Source organism: Methanocalculus sp. MC3, assembly GCF_054767395.1.
The window spans coordinates 549,605-571,896 of sequence record NZ_BAABMP010000001.1; the positions used below are offsets into that span (position 1 = coordinate 549,605).

Here is a 22,292-nt window from a genome sequence, read left to right on the forward strand (position 1 = left end):
TTGTTTCAGATCTCTCCTCCCTCTCAACCGAATTTTTATGCCTGCTCGCTATTTCCTGTGGGTAGTATGAAGCAGGTGCGGCGCGGGTATCGGGGGGCGGGGTGGCGAAGGGAGCCGGATGACAGAGGTGATAAACCCTTGCTCATCAGAGCAACCTGAAAGGCGATTCTGAAGGAATCGGGTTTTATCTGCTTCTGGCATCCTACAAAGCATTCCCGCCCCACCCTGCGCCGTATCTGCGATCCCCCGGTACAACCTCCCTGCGAAGCATCTGCGGACGGGGAGAGGGGCGGTGGAGGATTCCCCAGTGTTTCTGGATATCCAGCGCCTGAGTGAACAGATCCTAATGAATGATTCAAACACCAAATAGCCAGGTGATGACTCGTTCCCCAGGTAAAACCCGCAACAGATCAGCGAAGAGCCCGATCAACTGCTACAAAACAATCAGAGACTCCGATAGGCAGGCCGCTTCAGTCCTCACCGAATCCCATACTCCTTCATGATCTCGGATTCGGGGATGAACTTCCCTGCCTTCATCTCTTTAAGAGCTTCTTCGAGGCCGATCTCTGCCTCCTCTCCCAGTGGCTCATCATCAATGGCAAGCCTGAGCAGATGCTCGATAACATCATTATATGACTCTTTTGGGTGGTTTTTGAGGGATTCCAGCTGATCCCTGAGATCACATCTGATACGAATGGAGGTACCTGTCCGCATAGTACTGCTCACTCTGTTTTGTCAGGTAATTGAGGTGACGATCCATTACCTCCCAGGATGCCCCGATACCTGGTTCGCCTCCTTCCTTCATCCATACCTGCCTTCCATCTATCCATTCATCCATACTTTCCATACCCCCTACCCCTCCCTACTCCAGGCACTTCCAGTAAAAGAACCGGAAAGACCGGTTCTTCTCCCGGGCCACCTGGATCGAGTACCGCTTGATGATCTCGATCATCAGATCGATCCGCGATACGTAATGGTCCGGGATCATCCGGTTGAACCGCTCCTTGGTGATCCGGTCGGTGCCGGGCAGGGTCCGGAGCCCAAGCGATCGGGATGCATGGTCGTTTAGGCCGGCGAGATACCAGCCTTCGATCTCTTTTATGACGATGATCACCTTGTCAGCATCGAGCTCCCGGTACCAGCGTTTCAGGCGGTTCTTCTTTGCCCTCACATTCCTTTCCCTGTCGATATCGGCGATCATCAGGTAGTCGTCGCCCATCGCACTGATCCCCCGGATGAAGCCGTCCACCCGGATATGCTTCATCCCGGCATAGGCGATCAGTTCAACTCTCGCATATCCCTCCTGGAGTTCCCTTTTCAGGACCCCTTCGAAGAACCTGATATCATCAGGGCCTTCACAGAAGACAAAGAGCCGGTTCATAGGTCAACCATACAATAGCAGATGGAGAGGACGAAAGGGGTAGAAGCCATGGAAGCCAGGGTCGAGAGGGAAGCCATGGTTGGTGCAGCATCATGCACGATAACATCGTCATGTCGGAATCGCATCATCTTCAGAGCCCGAGCAGGTTCTGGATATACAGCTCTTCAATCCCGACCTCATTCTTCAGGAATGTCCTGACCTCCTCGCGGCGGGCGGGCTTCGTGATGATCGAATACCCAAGCGAATCCCGTGAAATGAGAAGGATATCCTCGATATCCGCATGCCTGACGACGCCCGGATTGTGGGTTGTGATCAGGATCTGCTTGTTCCGGGCAGCATCTGCAAACATCGAGACGACACGGGCGATCAGATAGGGATGCACGTTCTTCTCGGGCTCCTCGATGACGATGAAGGGTTTCTCATCAAAGTAGAGGGCACAGATGAGGTTGATCACGTTTACTGTCCCATCAGAGATCACCGAGGATGGCAGGGGGTGATCGTCCCCGTACCGCTCCGTCACCGTGAAGTAGATGGATGAATCCATGAACTTCCGGACATCGATATCCTGCACGAACGGAAGCAATTCGGTCATCAGGTTCGATAACCGCCGTTTCTTCTCGGGATCAGAGAGGATGCCCCGGAGGACGATCGCCAGGTTCGATCCATCCTCCTCGAGATCGCTCCTGCCCGAGAGGGGGATCGCCTTCCTCGGAGTGCGGGGATCAAAATCATAGATGGCGATCTCGGCAAAGAACCGCTGGAAACCGGGCATCGGCACAAGCAGCGGGTTCTCGATGAGCAGGGTCCCGGTCCGCGGAATATTCTTCTGAAGGTATGGCGGGATGATCTCTGAGATCTCAATTGCGATTCCCTCAGGCGTTGAGAGATCATAGAAGACCCCGTCCTCTGTATGGGTGATCACAAGCTCTCCCTGCCCGATCACGCCCTCACCCAGTTCCGGTTTGCAGGAACAGCTGATCCGGAGATGATCTTCAAGGATCTGGTATCCCCCCTCCTGTATCTGCAGGGAGAAGCGGTACTCGATCTGGTGGAAGGAGAGGGTGTGGGTGCCGCCTGCTGTGTCCCGGACCCCACTAAAGACTCCGAGTTCATTCTCGAAGATGATCCCAATCTCTGTCGGGACATCGGCAGAAATCCTGATGTTCCTGATATATTCAGCCCCCCCCTGAAGGGAGATGGCATTTCCAAGCCCGTGGCGTGCGATGTCGCGGAAGAACCGGAATATCCTGATGAAGTTCGTCTTGCCTGCCGCATTCGTCCCGATCAGGATATTATATTCATCCAGATCCACGTTGAGATCCGAGAAACTCTTGAAATTCCTGCATGAAACCTGTTTAATCCGCATATCTCCCTCTTCCCCCTCGCAAAGGATGATCTGATCCAATCTTCGATATAGCTTTCCTTCAGGATTATCCGGAAATCCGGGAAAACCTTCCAGCAAAAAATCTACGAAAAAACCCGGAGCGATCCTGTTCCAACATTCGGATCATGGAAGTTTGAAGCACAAGCGGACGGAGAGGGGCGGTGGGGGGATTAAAATGCCGATCGTTCTGTCGATGGAGCCAGGAATGGATCTGTCCCCGAACATCCTCCGGGGGGGCACTGCCAACCCCCTCCGGATGCCGGTGAAGGCGACCGTGCGGTCACCAGGCGGGGCTGTTCGCCCCGCACGTGAGGATATTGAGCGCTTCGCGCCCACTTCCTGCTACTGCTCCCTCTCCTATCCCAGCCAGGGTTTTTCATCCACTGTTGCTTGTGTGAAAAAGGGATCTGTAGTGAGGAGCAGACCATACTATCCAGCTGACCTTAGCTTAGGAATCAGGGAATCTGGCAATCAGAAATGAGGAGAAGAGCCACAATCAAAAGAAAAAAATGTTTTCCTGGTGAATCTAGGGATTCAGCAGGTAGATCGATGCCGTCAGGGCGGTTGCAAAGGTTACCCAGCAGATATAAGGGATATTCAGGTACGCAGCCACCTTTGATATCCGGTAGAAATAGACGATCATCCAGAGGATCAGGCACCAGAGGATAATGATGCAGATCAGCCCGAGGAAGGGTGACGGTATCCCGAAGAAGAGGAATGACCAGATTCCATTAAAGAAGAGCTGCACAAAGAAGATGCCGCATGCCACCTTCACCTCCCGCCGCTCCCATCCGGATTTTATGATCAGGAAGAGGGAGATACCCATCAGGATATAGAGTATCGTCCATGCCGGCCCAAAGACCCAGCTCGGTGGGGTGAACCATGGCCTTGCGATCGTCTGGTACCATCCCGAGACATTCGTTGCTGTTGCGATGCTCCCGATCGCACCGGTCATAAGCGGCAGAAGGACTGCCCCGATGAGTAAGGCGGCATCCCGGAGTGTTTTCACAGGAGATTCCATATGAGATGACTTGCCCTCCATGAAGAAAAGCTTTTCATATCATGCAACGAGCATCTGGCTATGAAGATCTCGATTATACTCTCAATTGGGATTATACTTGCATCTCTTGTACTTGTATCGGGTTGTGCAACTGATCCGCCCGCCACACCAGCTCCTGTTGGTGAATCCCCCGTCACCGTGGACTGGAATCCTGATGGGATCATCGAATCAGGCGAATACGAGTACTGGCAGGCACTCTCTGATACGATGGAGATCCACTGGACCACCACCGACGAGGCGATCCGGATCGGACTCGCCGGGAGAGCAGCCGGCTGGGTCGGCATCGGCCTTGGCACCCCCCGGATGATGGCGGGCGTTGATTATATCGCCGGATATCTCGATGGGGAGACTGTCGTTGTCTGGGATCTCTTCAGCGAGAATCCCCGCTGCCCGATACAGATGGACACTGCGATCGGAGGAACCAATGATATCCTCAGGTATGGAGGGCAGCAGGTGGATGGCGTAACCACAATTGAGTTTGAGCGGCTCTTTACAACCGGTGACGAGTATGACTATGAGATCCGGGCCGGAGATCCGATCGCGATCATCTGGGCGCTCTCTGACAGCAACTCGATGACGGTTCCGCACCGTGAACGCGGCTCAACAACAATTATCCTCAGGAGGTAGATACAAACAATGTTAATCGCAGCAATTGCATACACGCCGGTCCTTGGCCTCCCCCTGGTCGTCGTCCTTGGGATCATCCTCTTCATCTCTCTCTGCATCACCGCATCGATTGCGGTTATGAAACGGAGAGGGCGGCTTCAGAATGTGCCGTTCACCTGGCATTTCCGGATGGCGGGAATCTCTATTCTCATCGCCCTTCTGCACGGGGTTCTGGGCATCTCCATCTATATCGGGATCTAAGTGGATCCACAGAGAAAACAGGAGAATAGAGCGGAATATCCCCTCCCTTCTCAATGAAAAGGGGTGCCTCGCCACCTCTTACGACCATAGCAGCAGAAAGCCCACGACTTTAGTCATGGGATGAATGCGTCAACGCCGACCCATAAACCTTATCTAATATCCACTCATATTATTATATAGATGGCAAAAGAACGATGGACGCACTCGAATACAACGGTATACAACATCGGATACCATATCATATGGTGCCCTAAATATCGACGTAAAGTGCTCGAATCTCCGGTATCTGACAGGTTAGAAGTTCTTCTCAGGGAGAAGGCAGATGAGATCGGAGTTGTCATCGAAACAATGGAGATAATGCCCGATCACCTCCATTTGTTTGTCAAAACAAAACCTACTGCAAGTCCACACTGGATCGTACAGCAGTTCAAAGGGTATACATCAAGGACACTCCGACAGGAGTTCGAGATATTGAGAACTCGTTTGCCGTCATTGTGGACTCGTAGCTACTATGTTGAATCATGCGGACACATCTCTGAAGATGTTGTGAAAAAATATATCGAAGACCAGAAGCGGAATTAACATGATCTTAACCTACAAACTCCGGCACAACCGCGATTTCAGCGATGAATTAAAGAAAGCGTTTGCTGTAGCGGAGTTTGCAGTTAGAAATCCGAAATGCCGTTCGTCCGCTGCAGTCAAAGAGATTGGATTAAAATCAGCCATCTCAAACCAGATCCTCAAGAAGTATGGAAGCCAGAAGACAATCAAGCGAGTACGGAACGTCAATCTGGTTGTACCGGGACAGTCAATCAAAGTGGATCGAGATACTCGAACAATCCGGGTTGTCCCGTTGAAATTGACTCTCAACTACCAGTTTCCAGAGTTCGAGAAGGTTAATCAGATTGAGATTGATGCCAACTACGCCTATGTATCATGTACCGTCTTGGAAGAACCGGATATGATACCTCGACAGTTTATCGGGGTTGATCGGAACACTACGGGGCATGTGGCGGTAGCAGCGAATCCTGATACCGGAAAGATCGAGAAACTTGGTAAGAAGGCAATCCACACGCACCGGAAATACTCCGTGATCAGAAAACGCCTTCAGAAGCAGGGAAAGTTCCGCAAACTGAAAGCGATCAAAGATCGTGAGTCCCGTATCGTCAAGGATCTGAACCATAAAATTAGCCGCAAGGTTGTCGATATGGCAAAGGATCAAGACGCAGCACTCGTATTTGAGGATCTGACCGGTATCCGCAAGACGAGGAAACAACACCGTTCATTCAAATACGCCCTGCACAGTTGGTCGTTTTATCAACTACAACAGTTTGTGGAATACAAAGCCAAGCTGCTCGGCGTTCCTGTCCTCTACATTGATCCAGCATACACCTCGCAAGATTGCTCTCGGTGTGATGGAAGAGGTCAACGGCGAGGAAAGGAGTTTAAGTGTCCGGTCTGCGGGCACGTTGATCATGCTGATGTGAATGCGGCATTCAATATCGCACTCCGTCAAAAGGGCATGGTTGATCGTGTACAGAAAGAGATGTACACGATGGGAGCACTGATACCCCACGACGCAATGCTTGAAGAATGCCTAAGCAACGTCAGAACCCCATGACTTTAGTCGTGGGAGTATGTCAGAGGAAGACCCCGTCTATGAGTATCTTAATTCCGATGATGATCAGGATCACGCCGCCGATGAGCTCGATCCGCTCCCCAAGATAACACCCGAATCTCCGGCCGGCCCAGATCCCGATGATAGATCCGGCGAAGGTGACAACGCCGATGAGAAGAGCCGCAGGGAGAATCTCCACATCAAGAAGAGAAAACGTGGCACCGACTGCGAGTGCATCGATGGATGTGGCGATTGCAAGAAGGGTGAGGGTAAAGAGGCTGGTAATCCCCGCCTCCCTCTCATCTGCCTCTCCCTGAAATGACTCATAGCACATCTTCCCGCCGATCAGTACAAGCAGGATGAAGGCAACCCAGTGATCGAACGAGGCGATCAGCTCGCTCCCCGCCTCCCCGACAAGGTACCCGGCGAGTGCCATCCCTCCCTGGAAGAAGCCGAAGAAGAGGGCTGCCCGGATGCCGTAATAGAGAAGATTCTTCTTCAGGGTGGCACCGGCGGCAATCGAGACAGCAGATGCATCCATCGCAACGGCGATTGCAATTGCAAGGAGTGTTATCTCATTCACCGGTACCGCCTCACCGTCCTGCTGGATCCAGTTCCATTGGAAACATCCATTCGGATCATCCTCAAAAAGATTGCCTCCCCGCTATTTAATATAGGTTGTTTGAAGCATCTCGCCCCCTCCCGCGCAGCATCTGCGGCCGCCCAGTACAACCTCCCTGCGAAGCACATGCGGACGGGGGAGGGGTGGTGGGGAGAAACGTTTCAGCGAAGAGCCAAAATTGCATTCATTTAAGCACCAGATAGCCGGATGATGACTCCTTCCCTATTGAAAACCCGCACCAGATCAGCGAAGAGCCAAAAAAAATTACAGCCCTCTCTTCTCTCCCGGCAACCCCCCATCACTCTTTGGGATGAGGGGGCGGTACACGAGATCGGTCTGCCCAAGCGAGACCAGGATCTCGCCTGCTGCATTCCGCACCCTGATATCAGGATCATTCAAAGCCTCTTCAAGCGGTGCCACCGAATACCGCTCAAGGCTCCGGAGTGCATCAGTCAATCCTTTCATTACCCCGTTGTCGGTATCCCTGAGCATCCTGATCAGGGGGAGGACAGCAGCCTCACCGATTTCGGCTGCCTTCTTCCACTGGCGGGTGGCGATGAAGTAGATCACCCGCTCGTCATCATCAGACGGCTGCCAACTGATCCGGTCAAGAGACGCAGCCGCCGACTGCCTGACGAAATGATCCTCATCCACGCAGGCAGAGAGGAGCACCGGGAGATGCTCTTCACCCCCGAAAGAGCCAAGGGCCTCGGCGGCTGCTGCCCTGACATTGGGGTTTTCATCAGATGCCGCCTCTTTGAGGTGAGGGAGTGCCCTCTCATAACCGAGCTGGCCGAGGGTCCTTGCGGCATTCACCCGGAGTACGTAGTAGTCTTCAGAGAGAAGATCGATCAGGAGCAGAACCGCTGCATCACCGAGGGGACCAGGCTCTTTCAGGGAGCCAAGCTCTTTCCACTGCCCAAGGGCAATCCTGCGGGCGGCATCCTCTGTCTCATCGGCTGCCCTGGCATTCAGCCGGTCAAGTGTAAGGGCAACAAAGCGGCGGGAACGGTACGGCAGCGAGAAGAGCCCACCCTTGAGTCCCGGGATGGCAGCAGGCCCGATCGCAGCAAGCGTCTCCACCACACGCTCACTCTTCTCTTCATCTATTGTCCCAAACAGGCTGACCAGGGATGAAACAGCCGGCTCCCCGAGAGAGGCGAGGGCAACGGCTGCAAACCCGGATACCTCCGGATCGTCATCCTCCAGTAACCCGATCAGAGGCAATACCGCAGGCTCCCCGATTAAACCGAGTACGGTATGTGCAGCAGCCCGCCGCTTTTCGCCTCCCCCGACGGCAGCAGAGACGAGCGGAGAAAGGGCATCGGGCATCAGGGCGAGGAGAGCTGCTGCCGCACCATCCCGTATCTCCTCATCAGGTGATTCAAGTGCCCTGATCAGTCCGGGGATATCCTTCCTCTCTCTCAGTTTCTCAATATTGGGACGTAATATGTCGATGAAACCCATGGATGCCTCGTTATGGTACCTATTCAATGTTCTTCTATATGTGGGTATTGTGATCAGTCTCTGTTTTTGTCTCTCTTTTCACAGGGTTGTTTCGAAACGGTTAAAAAAGCTTTTTTCTTACAATTATCTCTATAAATCATCATGGAGATTTTCAATGCTTAAGATCACTCATTCTTTGATCTCCCCCCTTGTCGTACTCGCAATCTGTTTCATTCTTGTGTGCGGCTGTGTTGGAGGAGAAGTGCCCCCTGTGGACGATGATTCATCTGCAATCGATATTGAAGGGCACAGTCTGGAGCCAGATTACGCCGATTCGTACTACTGGCTGACCATTCCCTCTGTCCAAAAAGAGGTGGATGTCTTCTATGTCTACCCGACAGTCAGTAGCAGTCCGGACGGGTTTATGGATATTACCAGCGATGATGAACGGGCGCTTGCACAGGGTATCTTCGATGCACAGGCGAGCGTCTACACTTCACACGCCAATGTATTCGCTCCGTTGTATCGGCAGATGTCAACACAGGTTACCATGGCACCTGATATGCTTGCAACCGATACCGAGGAGTTCAAGCGAGGCGCGGTTGATGTGCAGGATGCCTTTGAATACTACATCACCAATCTCAACGAGGGTCGCCCCTTCATCATCGCGGGCCACAGCCAGGGAACGATGGCATTGATCGAGCTGATCAAAAACCGGTTCGGGGATGACGAAGATCTTCGCAACCGTCTGGTTGCCGCCTATCTCATCGGTTATACGGTGACTGACGCCGATCTGGAAGCAGCCGGGCTTACCGCGGCACAGGGTGCGGATGATACGGGGGTTGTGGTCACCTATAACACGCAGTCGGTGACATCGGTTGGCGGTCCCATGCTGATGGCCGGAGCACACTGTATCAACCCGCTCAACTGGAAGACCGATGATACCTATGCTCCTGCTTCGGAGAATATGGGTGCCCGGTTCTACAATGATTCGACCGGCGAATTCCTGCGTGAAGTAGAGAACTACTCTGATGCAGAGATCAATCCGGAGACCGGAGCACTCATGACGACTATACCGGAGGGTGAGGAGCTGGATATCGGGGCATACCCCGAGGGTGTGTACCACCGCTATGACTATGCATTCTGGTACAGGAACCTTGAGAAGAATGTCGACGACCGGATCGATGCATATCTGAACCAGATGGCTGGTTCGAATTCATGAGATCCCGAACTGATACAACGGATCTGCAAGGCCTCCGGGGAAGAGCGCTCGGCATCCCCGTTCAGCTGCCCCCTTTCGATCCCGATAGCGACGTTCCGGAAGCTCCTGAGTATTCGGACCCAAAGAGCTGGATCACTCTCCCCCCACACTTCAGCAGAGAGCATCAACCCGTTGATCTCTTCTGGGTCTACCCGACCATTCTTTCGGATGACTCCACGTACCTGATGAATATCCGCAATCCCGGCCTGCGTGAGAAGGCCGCCTGGACCCTGGTGGAGCAGGCGAGCATCTTCGACGGATTGGCAAACATCTATGCCCCGTACTACCGGCAGAACAACGTGAAGATCAACCCGCTGATGCTCACCGATGCACGACCGATCTTCGAGCCGGGGCAGAACGATCTCGTCGCCGCATTCCGGTACTTCCTTGAACATATCAACAGGGGAGAGCGGCCGATCATCCTTGCAGCCCACAGCCAGGGCTCGGTCAGGGTTGTCGAACTTGCAAAAGCAGGTGAACTCCTTGCCGGTGATCCCGTCTCGATGGAACGGCTCGTAGTGGCGTACGTCATCGGGTACTCCATCACGCAATCTGATCTGGATGCAAATCCTCTGATGAAGATCGGCACAAACGCCACAAAGACAGGTTGCTTCATCACGTACAACACGATATCAGACGAAGAAGGGAAGGAGAAGGAGGGCCCCACCATCCGCAAGGGATCGTTTGTGGTCAACCCGCTGACCTGGAAGACCGATACCGGGTTTGCACCTGCATCCACCAATTCTGAAGCGGTCTTCTTCAGGCACGGCGATCCGGAGCACCCGGTGAGGTACCCGCACTTCGCGGCGGCACAGGTCGTGAACAATGCGCTGGTGATAACAGATATCACGCATCCCGAAGAATTGCCGGCAACAAGCGTCACGTTCCCAGAGGGTGTGTACCACATGTACGACTATGCGATCTTCTACGGCAACCTGCGCAAAAATGTTGAAGATCGGATACGTTCGTATTTTGAGAGATAGGGAAGACCAACGATCCCTATCCACACAGGCGACAATACGTGAAAACAATTGGTTCAAAGGAGAGAGATCAGTAACAAGAAGTGGGCGCGAAGCGCCAGTTATCCTCTCCCGCCTGGTGGCCGCCAGGCCGCCCTCACCGGCATCCGGAGGGGGTTGAGGGGTGCCCCCCCGGAGGATGTTTTGGTGATTGGTTCATTCTTGGTTTCATCGGGATAATGATCTGAAACTCCCCACCACCCCTCTCCCCGTCCGCATATGCTTCGCAGGGAGTTTGTAATGGCTTCCCGCAGATGCGGCGCAGGGAGGGGCGGGAATTCTCCAATGGCTGCCAGAGGAGATACACCCCGATTCTTCGAATCGCCTTTCAGGTTGCTCTCTCGAGCAAGGGTATATCACCTCTCTCATCCTGATTCAGCCTTACCCCGCCCCCCGATACCCGCACCGCATATGCTTCAATCCCTGTCGCACCTTATGTTCCGGGCGAGTGGCGTTGGGATCTCTGCTATTGTCATGTCAATTCTAAAATGTCGTAACTTTATTATATGATGAATGTAGTATAATATATAATGAGAAAATATGTTGTGACTCTCACCAAGGAAGAACGTGATGCCCTTGAAGCCCTCTCCTCCAAAGGTAAACATTCATCACAAGTAGTTCTGAATGCCCTCATTCTCCTTGGATGTGATGAGGGTGAGCACCAGCCACAGCGTTCAACAAATGAAGAATTATCTCGTGTTCTAAATATCAGTATGAGAAAAATCGACCGTGTTAAAAGCAGATTTGTTCTGGAAGGTCTTGATGAGGCACTGACAAAGAAAAAACCAGATAGGATCTATGACAAAAAGACCGACGGTGATTTCGAAGCTCGATTAATTGGCTTAAGTTGCAGTGAACCGCCAGAGGGCTATTCCCGGTGGTCACTTCGATTGCTGGCAGATAAAATGGTTGAACTTGAGTACGTTGACACAATATCTCATGAAGCCGTTCGTCAGGTTTTAAAAAAACGAACTCAAACCGTGGCGAACTCAGGCGTAGGAAATACCTCCTAACCAGAACGGTAATTTCGTTGCTCAGATGAAACAGGTTCTGGATGTGTATAAGCGACCATTTGATTCACACCATCCAGTTGTTTGCATGGATGAATCCACAAAACAACTCATTTCTGAAACTCGACAATCAATACCCTGCACACCAGGATATCCCGCCAGACATGATTATGAGTATCGCCGTTGTGGCACATGTAATATTTTCATCGCATGTGAACCTCTTGCCGGGAAACGATTGGTAAAAATAACTCATCGAAGAACCAAGCAGGATTGGGCCGAATTCCTGCGTGATATTGCTGCCCACTATGAAGATGCAGATACAATACCCTGGTTATGGATAATCTGAATACAATACCCTGGTTATGGATAATCTGAATACACATGGACCTGGATCACTCTATGAAACCTATCCTCCCGAAATAGCCAAGAGTCTCTGGGATCGGTTTGAGTTTGTCTATACGCCAAAACATGGAAGTTGGCTAAATATGGTAGAAATAGAGCTGAGCGTTCTCACCAGCCAGTGCCTTGATCGAAGGATAGACAGTATTGAGGTCGTCCAGAGAGAAGTTAAAGCATGGGAAGAATCCCGAAATAACAAAGATAGTCGGATAAATTGGCAGTTCACGACTGAGGATCCACGAGTGAAGTTATCTCGCCTTTACCTGACTTTTGAAGGTTGACGTGACACTAGTCTGTTCACCCTGTGATTATGGAAACACAGAATAGATCTCTTCCCTGCTCTTAATCCTGTGGAATAGTAACCTGTCATTCTCAGTCAGTTCGATCCCTATTCGATACTGACCACTTCTAATCCGAAAAAAGCCCGGCATACCACGCATCTTTTGGATATCAAACTCAGAAAAAATATCTTGTGATTCTGGAATCAGATGAAAGACCAAATCCTCAATCTTTTGTTGATAGGGTTTCGGAATTCTTGCCAGATCCTTTAGAAATGTTCTTTTATATAGACAATCAGGCATTTCAGACTGATCCTTTTAATTTCTGATAATACTTTATTGCCTCTTGCCGTGGGAGTGGTTCATGATCATCGGAATTGATAATGAATTGAGCAAGACCATGTTCCTCTATAACTGCCTCGATCTTCTCAAATGTCCCGATATCCACTATGACACTGACCGGTTCATTGTCTTCTGACATTATATATTGGCGTTTAATTTCAAGCATCTCTCTTTGACCTTACTATCGATGGTTTTGGTTCCTATTTATACTTTTGATGGTGGATGCAATAAGGATACAACAATTACTTAACCAATAGCCCTCCCCCACAATCTCCAAATTCATGTACACCTAACGGATGGAATGGAAGAGAGACAAGTAACAAGAAGTGGGCGCGAAGCGCTCAATATCCTCACTGGCGGGGCGAACAGCCCCGCCTGGTGGCCGCCAGGCCGCCTTCACCGAACTCCGATGGGGGTTGAGGGGTGCCCCCCCGGAGGATGTTCGGTGACAGGTTCACTGCAAACCCCTGTCAAACCAGAACAAAACAGGTGAAACCCTACTTCCTCACCTCTTCCCAATTGCCCTCTCAATAATCCCCGTCCTGTCGATCTCCCCTTCCTTTCCTGCAAGGACCCGCTCCCCGAACGTGGGGGCATCCCTCTCGTAGAGCACCCCGAGCGGGATTGCCCCTTCACCGGCATAGTGCCACTCACGGATCAGCTGCTCTGCGGAATCGCGGTTCGATGGGTCATGCCCGTCCGGCGTATAGACGTGCTCGTTATAACAGGCATGGGCATCATAGAAACTGGCACAGACCTGGAGGACCTCCACAAACGAGAACCCCTTATGCTGGATGGCACGCTTCAGCACCCCGGCCATCCCCTTCTTGTCTCGTGAATAGGAGCGGGCAATGAAGGTCGCACCGGATGCAAGCATCAGGTCAAGCGGGTTGAAGGGATCCTCATGTGTCCCTTCCGGCGTCGATTTACCGGCAAAGCCGGGGGGCGATGTCGGGGTGTACTGGCCGGTTGTCAGGCCATAGACCCGGTTGTCATGGATGATCACCGTGATATCCACGTTCCGCTTTGCTGCAAAGATCAGGTGGTCGAGCCCCTCTGCATAGGCATCGCCATCCCCGGCAGAGCAGATCACCGTCAGCTTCTGGTTTCCGAGATGGATGCCGGTTGCCACCGGGATACCCCGGCCATGGATTGAATAGAAACTATTCGTCTGCATATAGTCTGCAATCTTTGCATGGCAGCCGATGCCGGAGACGAGAACCACCTCTTCAGGCAAAAGCCCAAGTCCGGCAAGGACGTCCTTTATGGTATGCTGGATCACAAAATTCCCGCATCCGGGGCACCAGGTGTTCTGTGCACCGCTGATATACTCTGCTCCCTTCATTGCATCACCCCCCTCACTTTCAGTTCCAGTTCATCAAGGAAAAATGGCCTTCCGCTCACATTTGAGATCCTTCGATCAGCGATGATCCCATATCCCCTGAGCAGGGAATCCAGCTGGCCGGTGGCATTCTCTTCAATTACGATCATCCGCCCGACACCCGCCAGTGCATCGGCAAACTGTGCAAGCGGGAAGGGTTCAAGGACGATCGGTCGGATCACCCTGAGCGAAAGCCGCTCCCCTATCTCCCGGCAGGCTTCTCCGGTAGATCCAAAGCAGATGAGGGCAACAGGTGCATCCTCTGCGCCATCAACCCTGAGACAGCCATAGTATGCCATCTCATTCTCTATCGTTGCCCCTTTCCGGATCAGCTTCACTGCATGGGCAGCAGCCTGACCTGGATCTTCGGTTGTGATCCCTGAATCATCATGGGTATAGGAGTTCACCTTCACCACATTGCCGGTAAGCGGAGGCGGATAGAATGGGGAGATCCCATCCGGCGTATTGCAGTAGCGGGCATATGTTCCACGGGGAGAGCGGACAGACGCAACCGGCACAGGGAACGCAGGATCGATCTCCGTTGACTTCGGATGCTCACCGAGGTTTTTGTCAGAGAGGACAAAGACCGGTACCTGGAACTGCCAGGCGAGGTGCATCGCACGGGCAGACCATTCATATGCCTCTTCGGTGGTGCCCGGAGCGATCACGATCCTCGGGAACTCGCCGTGGCCTGCATGCAGGACGAAGCTGAGATCCCCCTGCGATGAGTAGGTCGGCATCCCGGTGGAGGGGCCCGGCCGCATCGCCATCACGATCACCACCGGCTGCTCGGCCATCCCGGCAAGCGAGACGCCTTCGGTCATCAGGCAGAACCCGCCGCCGGATGTCCCGACTGCAACCCGCCTTCCCGCATAGGATAGGCCGAGCGCCATTGTGATCACCGCGATCTCATTCTCGGGATGGAGCACAAGAAGCGGGGTTCCCTGGGCCAGATCCGCCATCGTGTGCAGGATCGATGATGACGGGGTCATCGGGTAGGAGACATAGGCATCAAGGCCGCCCCGGATCAGCCCGAGTGCAATCGCATCGTTCCCGGTTAAGAGCGGAAGAGAATCGTTCTTCTGAATTGGGATCTGCATCCGCTCTTCAGCCGCATGGTATCCCCTGAGGGCAAGCCTGAGATTCTCTTCTGATCGTTTTCCAAACTCCTTAATGATCGCTTCTCCGAGGATTTCGGGAGGTATCCCGGCAGCCCGGCAGAGCGCTCCGACCAAAACAGTGTTCCGGGCAATCGGCGCTCCTCCTTCCTCCCTGATGATCGTGCTTGCGGGAATTCCAATCCCCTCACCCTTTGCAACATCAGCATCATAGATCAGGACTGCCCCCTCTCCATGCCGGTTCACCGTCTCCTGGTCAAGTGCACAGACGATATCGGGCTTTCCACAAATCGCCCCGATCTCATGGTCTGCACAACGGAGAATCGCATAGTTATGCCCGCCCCTGATGAGGGAGGGGTAGTCATAGTACATGTACACGTAGTAGCCGAGGAGGCCAAGCACCCGGCCGATCAACATCCCTGCCTTGTTGATCCCTTCACCCGCCTGCCCGCCAATACAGATCGAATAGTCATTCATTTATTTCACCTTCTGACAGTCTTCAAACCCGATGATCCGCTCGGGATGCGTATAGACGGTGAACCGCCCCTCCCGCGTGAAACAGATCAGTGTGATACCGGTCTTCTCTGCCATTGCTATCCCCTGGTCGGTGGAGGCGGCACGGGAGATGATGATCGGGATGCCCGCATTGGCAGCCTTCTGCACCATCCCCGACGGCTGCCGCCCCGTGCAGCCGATCACACATTCTGATAAGGGGAGTTTATTCAGGATCGCGTGGCCGACGACCTTGTCGACAGAGTTGTGCCGCCCGATATCCTCGCACCTGATCGCCAGCTCTCCCTTATAAAAGAGGACCGAGGCATGCAGTGCGCCGGTCTTCAGCCAGGCATCGGAGTCAATCGACTCCCTCACCTCAAGCACCTTCTCTGGAGTGATTCTGGATTTCGAGTGAACCAAAGGGGGTTCTGCCTGGTTTGCATACCCGCCTGATGACTCAAGCGTTGCCAGATACTCCCCCGTCACCGGGGCCTCGACATAGATATTCTCATCGATGACGGTGACCGAATCGATCCGGTCAGCGATCCCCGAGCAGATGATAAACCCCGCCCCGAGTTCACGGAGGTGATCGTCTGAGGCGACCATCGTCAGGAGCGGCGTATCATTCAGGTGGAGGGAAAAGGTATCCTCGCAGACGATCGCATCGTCTATCTCCGAGATCGTACCGTTTTTGTACATGATCCCGGTATGATGAACAAGATTCATCCGCCCACCTCCGATCGAACCCAGTCAAGGTATGGCTGGCTCCCCTCCTGAACCGGGATGACAAGTATCTCAGGTACATCATAGGAGTGGATCGCCTCGATCCGCTGTATGAGATCCCCGCTCACATCAGCCGTTGTCTTGCATATCAGGAGCTGCTCATCATCAGAGACCACCCTGCCATCCCACCTGTACACCGATCGTACCGGGGTGATATTCACGCAGGCAGCAAGCCGCTCTTCAATAACTCTCTTCGCAATCTCTTCTGCTTCGCCCGGAGGAGCTGTACAGAGTATCAGTACAATATCAGTATGATCCATCTCCAATCATACCAAAAAGGACTGGTGATGTAAAAAAGGATTTGGAACTATCACTCACTCGCAGGAATGGCAGTCGCCGCAGCCTGCACATGCCACGTCACCCCACGGGGGAAGCCCCTGCCTCTCCCGGTAGTTGTTTATCGCCGCGTGGATCGCCTCCTCGGCAAGTACCGAGCAGTGGAGTTTCTGGGCAGGGAGCCCCTCGAGGGCTTCTGCAACCGCCTTGTTTGAGATCTCCCAGGCTTCTTCGAGCGTCTTTCCGATGATCATCTCGGTTGCCATCGAGGAGGAGGCAACTGCTGCCCCGCACCCGAAGGTCTGGAATGCTGCATCCTCGATTCGATCCTCATGGATCTTCAGAAAGATCCGCATGATATCCCCGCATTTCTGGTTCCCGACCTCGCCGATCCCATCGGCATCCGGGATCTCCCGCTGGTTCCGCGGGTTCATGAAATGATCCATTACCTTCTCTGAGTACATCTCTCTTCACCTGCTCCTGAGTTCTTTTGGTGTTAATGGCGACATATCCCGGAGCCGCTGCACCACCTTCGGCACAGTCTCCAGAACATAGTCGATCTCCTCTTCTGTCGTCTCCTCCCCGAGTGTCAGCCTGAGCGATCCATGGGCAATCTCATGGGGGATGCCGCAGGCAAGGAGGACATGCGAGGGATCAAGGGAGGCGGATGTGCAGGCACTCCCCGTCGATGCTGCAATCCCATGTGCATTCAGGAGAAGGAGTATCGACTCCCCTTCGATATACTCGAAGATGTAATTGACGTTATTTGGGAGCCGCTCTGTGGGATGGCCATTCAACCGGCTCGCCGGGATTGCACCAAGCCCGGCAACAAGCCTCTCTCCCAGCCTGATAATCCGCTCCGTCTTCTCAGGCATCAGGGCACCCGCACGCTCTATTGCCACCCCGAGCCCGACGATTGCAGGGACATTCTCGGTCCCTGCACGCCGCCGCTTCTCCTGTGCCCCGCCATGCATGAACGGAGCAATCCGGGTGCCCTTCCTGATATAGAGTGCACCGATGCCCTTTGGCCCGCTGAACTTGTGGGATGAGAGGGAGAGGAGATCGACATTCAGGGCATTCACATCGACTGGGATCTGCCCGACTGCCTGGACCGCATCGGTATGGAAGACGATCTTCTTCGATCTCGCAATCTCACCGATCTCAGCAACCGGCTGAATAGTCCCGATCTCGTTATTTGCGAGCATGATCGTGATCAGGATCGTATCGTTTCGGATCGCAGCCAGAACATCCGCAACCCTCACCCGGCCGAACTCGTCAACCGGGAGGTAGGTCACCTCGTATCCTTCCTTTTCAAGTGCCTCGCAGGTATGCAGAACCGCGTGGTGCTCGATTGCGGATGTGATGATATGCCGCCCTTTCTTTGCATGGGCTGTGGCAACCCCGCGGATTGCCCAGTTATCAGATTCGGTTCCGCCGGAGGTGAAGTAGATCTCATCCACTCCTGCCCCGATCGCCGCCGCAACCTTTTCCCGTGCCTCCTCTACAGCGGTGCGCGAGGCTGCTGCGATGTCATAGAGCGATGAAGGATTCCCAAAATAGTCAGAAAAGTACGGAAGCATCGCAGATACGACATCGGGGTGCGTCTTCGTCGTTGCAGCATTATCCAGGTAAATGAGGCGTTTTTCCATCTCCACTCTCCACGTCAGAAGGTATCGTCATTGAATGGTATAACCATTTGTCAAGGGGAAGTATCCGGATTCTCAGTGATTCTTAAGTACCGTAAGATTGAACAGTACCCACAATGTACGCAGACAGACTTGACAACCTACCCCCCTATCTCTTTGCCCGTATAGATGAGATGAAAGAAGCAAAGATCCGCTCAGGTGTCGATGTCATCGATCTCGGCGTCGGCGACCCGGATCTCCCGACACCCCCGCATATTGTCGAGACGCTCTGCACTGCAGCACGGAATCCGGCAACCCATCACTACCCATCATACCTGGGCCTCTCCACCTACCGCGAAGCAGTTGCCACCTGGTATAAAAACCGGTTCGGTGTCACCGCAGATCCAAAATCCGAGATTATCACGTTGATTGGATCAAAAGAAGGAATCGCCCATGTGCCGGAGGCATTCGTCAACCCCGGCGATGTCGTCCTCGCAACCGATCCCGGGTACCCGGTATACAAGACCTCGACCCTCTTTGCAGAAGGGATCTGCCACCCCCTCCCCCTCACCGGGGAGAACAATTTCCTCCCGGATCTCGATGCCATTCCAAAGGATGTCCTGAAGAAGACGAAACTCCTCTTCTTCGGGTACCCAAACAACCCTACCGCAGCAGTTGCCCCGATGAAGTTCTTCGATGAGGTCGTTGAATTCGCACGGGAACACTCAATAGTTGCTGTCCATGACAATGCATACTCGGAGATCACCTTTGACGGATATGTCGCACCCTCATTCCTCCAGGCAGATGGTGCCTCAGAAGTCGGGATCGAGATGCACTCCCTCTCAAAGACCTATAACATGACCGGCTGGCGGCTCGGGATGGCGGTCGGAAACAAGGAGATCATTGCTGGCCTTGGCCGTGTCAAGACGAATATCGACTCCGGTGCATTTGATGCGGTACAGCTTGCCGGTGTTACAGCACTCACCGGCCCGCAGGACTGTGTTGCCGATGCATGCAGGATCTACCAGGAGCGGCGCGATGTCCTCGTCAAAGGTCTGGGAAGCCTGGGATATGATGTCTCTGCACCAAAAGCCACCTTCTATGTCTGGATGAAGGTCGATGACTCCATGAAGTTCTCAGCCCGCCTCCTTGACGAAGCAGGCATCGTCGCCACACCCGGCATAGGGTTTGGCGCAAACGGCGAAGGCTACGTGAGGTTTGCAATCACCCGGTCTGTTGAGCGGATTACAGAAGCAGTTTCACGGATGGAGGCGATGCACTGATGGCCATGCAGCTCCCCTCCCACCTCACCATACAGAACGGGCACCTGATGAGCGGCTCACACGATCTCGTCGATCTTGCAGGCCGGTTTGGAACCCCGCTCTATGTGACAAACGAAGATCAGATCCTTGCTAACTTCGAGCGGTACGAATCCGCGTTATCCGGCTGGTACCCGAATGTCCGCCTCCTCTTTGCAGCAAAGGCAAACGGGAACCTTGCTGTTCTCCGGGCGCTTGGACGGGCCGGTGCCGGTGCCGATGTCTTCTCCTCAGGCGAACTGATGCTCGCACTCCGTGCCGGGATGAAGCCGGAGCGGCTCCTCTTCAATGGCAGTTCCAAGACAACAGACGATCTCAGGCTTGCTGTTGAGACGGGAGTCCGGGTCTCGGTCGACTCGATCGATGAATTAAACCAGCTCTCCAGGATCGCATCTGAACAGAAGAAGACTGCCCAGATCGCGTTCCGGGTGAACCCGGCACTTGAGGTTCCCACCCATCCAAAGATTGCAACAGGCCTTGCCACCACAAAGTTCGGGATTCCGGCAGCAGAGATCCTCTCTGCATACCAGGCAGCACTCGATGCCCCCTATGTTGTCCCTGTCGGACTTCACTGCCATATCGGATCCCAGATCCTTGATGTCGAGCCATTTGCCCGTGCCGCCGCCGTCATGGCGAAGGTGGCAGGCGAGGTGACCGATATTGGCGTCAAACTCGAATTCCTCGATATCGGCGGGGGTCTTGGCGTTCCATACCACCGGGAAACCGATGTCGCCCCGACACCGGAAGAGTACGCACGAGCCGTGATGCCCGTCTTCATTGAGGGGATCAACGAGATTGGGATCTCTCCCGAGTTCTGGGTCGAACCCGGCCGCTGGCTTGTGGCAGAATCAACAGTGCTGCTGACGAAAGTAAACTCGGTGAAAAGGGCATACAAGACATTTGCAAATGTCGATGCCGGGTTCAATCTCCTGATCAGGCCAGCCATGTACGATTCATGGCATGAGGTGACCATGGCAAACAAGGCAGATCAGATTGGAGTGGAAGACGTGACGATCGCAGGGCCGATCTGCGAGACCGGAGATATTCTGGCAGCAGACCGCCTTCTTCCAACACCAGATGCAGGCGATATCGTCGCCGTCCTCGACTGTGGGGCATATGGGTTTGCCATGTCCTCCCAGTACAACGGGCGTCCCCGATGCCCTGAGGTGATGGTGAAAGGGGATCGTGCCGAAGTGATCAGGAGAGGAGAGACACTGGATGATATCTGTGCCACCATGCAGGTTCCATCGTGGCAGCAGGAATGAGCGTGTACTGTGAGGTTTCATTACGCACTTGTCGATGATATTCTGAAACAGGAAGAGTTTGATCGGCGGATCGAGGAGAAGATCACATCCCATGGCGGGGCGATCGACGAGACGGCTGCAGCACTTCTCGTCGTTGAGGATCTTGGGAGGAGCCACCAGAAGATTCAGGCGATCACAAATTCTCCTTCCCTTGTCTCATTCTTTGGAAAGGTGATACAGGTCACCGATCCAAAAGAGTTTACCCGCGAGGATGGATCGTCGGGATGTGTTGCACGGGTCGAACTCGCTGACAGTACCGGCTCAATCCCTCTTGTCCTCTGGGATGAGATGGCAGCCGGAGTAAGAGAGCTTGAGGCAGGCACCGTCATCGAGGTGATCGGGAGGCCGAAGAAAGGGCGGATGACCGAGGTGCATGCGCTTGCGGTCAGGGAGACCTCTGTTGAGATCACAATCTCCGAGGAAAAATCCCGGTCATTCATCTCCAGTGCTGATATCGATGCCCGTATCCTTGTTATTGATCTTCCCCGCACCTTCACCCGGCGGGATGGTGTGGAGGCGACTATCCAGGAGGCGATCATCGGTGATCCATCCGGTTGCGCCCGGTTCGTCACGTGGGATCCCGCCCTTCTTGAAGGCATCTCCGAAGGTGCATCCGTCAGGATAACCGCTGCGAAGCGGCGTTCCTCAGATGAGGGGATTGAGTATATTGCACAGGATGAGACACGGATCCTCTTGCTGGATGATCCAATTCAGTTCTCCTTCTCGCCGGCGCCTGAGGTCCGGGAACGGGGGATCTATTCTGTCAGGGGAACGATCACCTCTCTCCATCCTCCCCGCCAGTTTACCACCCGGCGGGGAGAGCCATCATGGGTGAGAAACCTCTTCATTGAAGGGCCGCTCAGGATTGTGATCTGGGGGGATCGTGCACGTGAACCATTCTTCTGTGGTGAGACGATCGAGATCTACAATGCCGGTGCACGGCTGAACCGGTTCGGCGATGTCGAACTCTCGGTCGGGTTTGGGAGTGCCATCCGGGTGGTTCCGGATGAGACCGAAGAGCGGGTGATCGAAGGGGTGATCATCCTCACCTCCGAGGGAATGGCACTCTCGGATGGGAAGAACCTCTTTCTGATTGAATCATCAGATCTTCTGCTTGCCACCCGCTACCGCATATCCGGCAGGGTCTCGGGGCGGCGGCTCGTTGTGGATAGCGCCGAACAGATTCCAGTTGATCCCGGTTTGCTCAGAGAGAGGGCAGCTGCCCTCACTGACCCTTCACTTTCACCCTCCGGGGTCAGGCATTGATAACCTCTCCGCTTGAATATCAGAGTATATCTCAAATT

Annotated in this window: 24 protein-coding genes and 1 pseudogene; 10 read left to right on the forward strand and 15 right to left on the reverse strand. The window is 53.7% G+C overall.

Going from position 1 to position 22,292, the window contains the following annotated elements; genetic code table 11:
- Positions 1 to 477: 477 nt before the first annotated feature.
- The 5 genes from ACYUBO_RS02830 to ACYUBO_RS02850 form a co-directional block, all read right to left on the reverse strand.
- Positions 478 to 714, reverse strand: coding sequence for a DUF7557 family protein (locus ACYUBO_RS02830; protein WP_460372206.1), 237 nt, complete (start codon positions 712 to 714; stop codon positions 478 to 480).
- Positions 680 to 838 carry a hypothetical protein gene (locus ACYUBO_RS02835; RefSeq protein ID WP_300329783.1) on the reverse strand — a complete coding sequence of 53 codons (159 nt, stop codon included), beginning with the start codon at positions 836 to 838 and terminating at the stop codon, positions 680 to 682. The genes ACYUBO_RS02830 and ACYUBO_RS02835 overlap by 35 nt, the downstream gene beginning before the upstream one ends.
- 24 nt (positions 839 to 862) lie before the next feature.
- A complete protein-coding gene (locus ACYUBO_RS02840; protein WP_460372208.1) occupies positions 863 to 1,381 on the reverse strand; it encodes a hypothetical protein in 519 nt (172 codons plus the stop codon).
- A 130-nt stretch (positions 1,382 to 1,511) separates the two neighbouring features.
- Entirely contained in the window at positions 1,512 to 2,786 is a 1,275-nt protein-coding gene (locus tag ACYUBO_RS02845; RefSeq protein WP_460372210.1) for an AAA family ATPase, read from the reverse strand.
- A 505-nt stretch (positions 2,787 to 3,291) separates the two neighbouring features.
- The gene (locus tag ACYUBO_RS02850; protein ID WP_460372212.1) at positions 3,292 to 3,786 is read right to left on the reverse strand and encodes a TspO/MBR family protein; all 495 of its coding nucleotides are present in this window, start codon (positions 3,784 to 3,786) and stop codon (positions 3,292 to 3,294) included.
- A 60-nt stretch (positions 3,787 to 3,846) separates the two neighbouring features.
- Here ACYUBO_RS02850 and ACYUBO_RS02855 point away from each other — a divergent pair, with 60 nt between their 5' ends.
- The 4 genes from ACYUBO_RS02855 to ACYUBO_RS02870 all read left to right on the forward strand — a co-directional run bounded on the left by ACYUBO_RS02855 (position 3,847) and on the right by ACYUBO_RS02870 (position 6,313).
- Entirely contained in the window at positions 3,847 to 4,452 is a 606-nt protein-coding gene (locus ACYUBO_RS02855; RefSeq protein ID WP_460372214.1) for a DOMON domain-containing protein, read from the forward strand.
- Between the two features lie 9 nt (positions 4,453 to 4,461).
- Positions 4,462 to 4,692, forward strand: coding sequence for a hypothetical protein (locus ACYUBO_RS02860; RefSeq protein WP_460372216.1), 231 nt, complete (start codon positions 4,462 to 4,464; stop codon positions 4,690 to 4,692).
- A gap of 180 nt (positions 4,693 to 4,872) precedes the next feature.
- Complete coding sequence (tnpA, locus tag ACYUBO_RS02865; protein WP_460372218.1) at positions 4,873 to 5,274, forward strand: IS200/IS605 family transposase; 402 nt, start codon at positions 4,873 to 4,875, stop codon at positions 5,272 to 5,274.
- Between the two features lies 1 nt (position 5,275).
- Positions 5,276 to 6,313, forward strand: coding sequence for an RNA-guided endonuclease InsQ/TnpB family protein (locus tag ACYUBO_RS02870; RefSeq protein ID WP_460372219.1), 1,038 nt, complete (start codon positions 5,276 to 5,278; stop codon positions 6,311 to 6,313).
- Between the two features lie 19 nt (positions 6,314 to 6,332).
- Here ACYUBO_RS02870 and ACYUBO_RS02875 read toward each other — a convergent pair whose 3' ends face one another.
- Together ACYUBO_RS02875 and ACYUBO_RS02880 are read right to left on the reverse strand one after the other, a co-directional pair.
- Complete coding sequence (locus ACYUBO_RS02875; RefSeq protein WP_460372221.1) at positions 6,333 to 6,893, reverse strand: manganese efflux pump MntP; 561 nt, start codon at positions 6,891 to 6,893, stop codon at positions 6,333 to 6,335.
- A 303-nt stretch (positions 6,894 to 7,196) separates the two neighbouring features.
- Positions 7,197 to 8,426 (reverse strand): HEAT repeat domain-containing protein, encoded by a 1,230-nt coding sequence (locus tag ACYUBO_RS02880; RefSeq protein WP_460372223.1) that lies wholly within the window; start codon positions 8,424 to 8,426, stop codon positions 7,197 to 7,199.
- A 223-nt stretch (positions 8,427 to 8,649) separates the two neighbouring features.
- Here ACYUBO_RS02880 and ACYUBO_RS02885 point away from each other — a divergent pair, with 223 nt between their 5' ends.
- The 3 genes and pseudogenes from ACYUBO_RS02885 to ACYUBO_RS02895 all read left to right on the forward strand — a co-directional run bounded on the left by ACYUBO_RS02885 (position 8,650) and on the right by ACYUBO_RS02895 (position 12,348).
- Entirely contained in the window at positions 8,650 to 9,600 is a 951-nt protein-coding gene (locus tag ACYUBO_RS02885) for a DUF3089 domain-containing protein (RefSeq protein WP_460372225.1), read from the forward strand.
- Complete coding sequence (locus tag ACYUBO_RS02890; protein WP_460372226.1) at positions 9,597 to 10,622, forward strand: DUF3089 domain-containing protein; 1,026 nt, start codon at positions 9,597 to 9,599, stop codon at positions 10,620 to 10,622. Before ACYUBO_RS02885 ends, ACYUBO_RS02890 begins: the two co-directional genes overlap by 4 nt.
- Before the next feature lie 566 nt (positions 10,623 to 11,188).
- A pseudogene (locus tag ACYUBO_RS02895) lies at positions 11,189 to 12,348 on the forward strand (IS630 family transposase).
- A 27-nt stretch (positions 12,349 to 12,375) separates the two neighbouring features.
- Here the strand turns inward: ACYUBO_RS02895 and ACYUBO_RS02900 are convergent.
- From ACYUBO_RS02900 to nifS, 8 genes are all read right to left on the reverse strand, one after another.
- Positions 12,376 to 12,648 (reverse strand): type II toxin-antitoxin system RelE family toxin, encoded by a 273-nt coding sequence (locus ACYUBO_RS02900; protein ID WP_460372228.1) that lies wholly within the window; start codon positions 12,646 to 12,648, stop codon positions 12,376 to 12,378.
- A gap of 1 nt (position 12,649) precedes the next feature.
- On the reverse strand, positions 12,650 to 12,853 hold the full coding sequence (locus ACYUBO_RS02905; protein WP_460372229.1) for a RelB antitoxin-like protein: 204 nt from the start codon (positions 12,851 to 12,853) through the stop codon (positions 12,650 to 12,652).
- A 339-nt stretch (positions 12,854 to 13,192) separates the two neighbouring features.
- On the reverse strand, positions 13,193 to 14,032 hold the full coding sequence (locus tag ACYUBO_RS02910) for a thiamine pyrophosphate-dependent enzyme (RefSeq protein WP_460372231.1): 840 nt from the start codon (positions 14,030 to 14,032) through the stop codon (positions 13,193 to 13,195).
- Entirely contained in the window at positions 14,029 to 15,663 is a 1,635-nt protein-coding gene (locus ACYUBO_RS02915; RefSeq protein ID WP_460372233.1) for a 2-oxoacid:acceptor oxidoreductase subunit alpha, read from the reverse strand. The genes ACYUBO_RS02910 and ACYUBO_RS02915 overlap by 4 nt, the downstream gene beginning before the upstream one ends.
- Positions 15,664 to 16,407, reverse strand: coding sequence for a formate dehydrogenase accessory sulfurtransferase FdhD (fdhD, locus tag ACYUBO_RS02920; RefSeq protein ID WP_460372235.1), 744 nt, complete (start codon positions 16,405 to 16,407; stop codon positions 15,664 to 15,666). It abuts the gene before it with no gap.
- Positions 16,404 to 16,724: a divalent-cation tolerance protein CutA gene (cutA, locus tag ACYUBO_RS02925; RefSeq protein ID WP_460372237.1), complete on the reverse strand. Its 321-nt coding sequence runs from the start codon at positions 16,722 to 16,724 to the stop codon at positions 16,404 to 16,406. The genes fdhD and cutA overlap by 4 nt, the downstream gene beginning before the upstream one ends.
- A 54-nt stretch (positions 16,725 to 16,778) precedes the next feature.
- Positions 16,779 to 17,204 carry a Fe-S cluster assembly scaffold protein NifU gene (gene nifU / locus ACYUBO_RS02930; protein WP_460372238.1) on the reverse strand — a complete coding sequence of 142 codons (426 nt, stop codon included), beginning with the start codon at positions 17,202 to 17,204 and terminating at the stop codon, positions 16,779 to 16,781.
- A 6-nt stretch (positions 17,205 to 17,210) separates the two neighbouring features.
- A complete protein-coding gene (nifS, locus tag ACYUBO_RS02935; RefSeq protein ID WP_460372239.1) occupies positions 17,211 to 18,389 on the reverse strand; it encodes a cysteine desulfurase NifS in 1,179 nt (392 codons plus the stop codon).
- A gap of 113 nt (positions 18,390 to 18,502) precedes the next feature.
- Between nifS and ACYUBO_RS02940 the strand changes: the two genes are divergently transcribed.
- From ACYUBO_RS02940 to ACYUBO_RS02950, 3 genes are read left to right on the forward strand one after another with little or no spacing between them, the layout of a single operon-like run.
- Complete coding sequence (locus ACYUBO_RS02940) at positions 18,503 to 19,648, forward strand: LL-diaminopimelate aminotransferase (RefSeq protein ID WP_460372241.1); 1,146 nt, start codon at positions 18,503 to 18,505, stop codon at positions 19,646 to 19,648.
- Between the two features lie 5 nt (positions 19,649 to 19,653).
- Positions 19,654 to 20,949 carry a diaminopimelate decarboxylase gene (lysA, locus tag ACYUBO_RS02945; RefSeq protein ID WP_460372432.1) on the forward strand — a complete coding sequence of 432 codons (1,296 nt, stop codon included), beginning with the start codon at positions 19,654 to 19,656 and terminating at the stop codon, positions 20,947 to 20,949.
- A 9-nt stretch (positions 20,950 to 20,958) separates the two neighbouring features.
- A complete protein-coding gene (locus ACYUBO_RS02950) occupies positions 20,959 to 22,254 on the forward strand; it encodes an OB-fold nucleic acid binding domain-containing protein (protein WP_460372243.1) in 1,296 nt (431 codons plus the stop codon).
- Positions 22,255 to 22,292 lie beyond the last annotated feature (38 nt).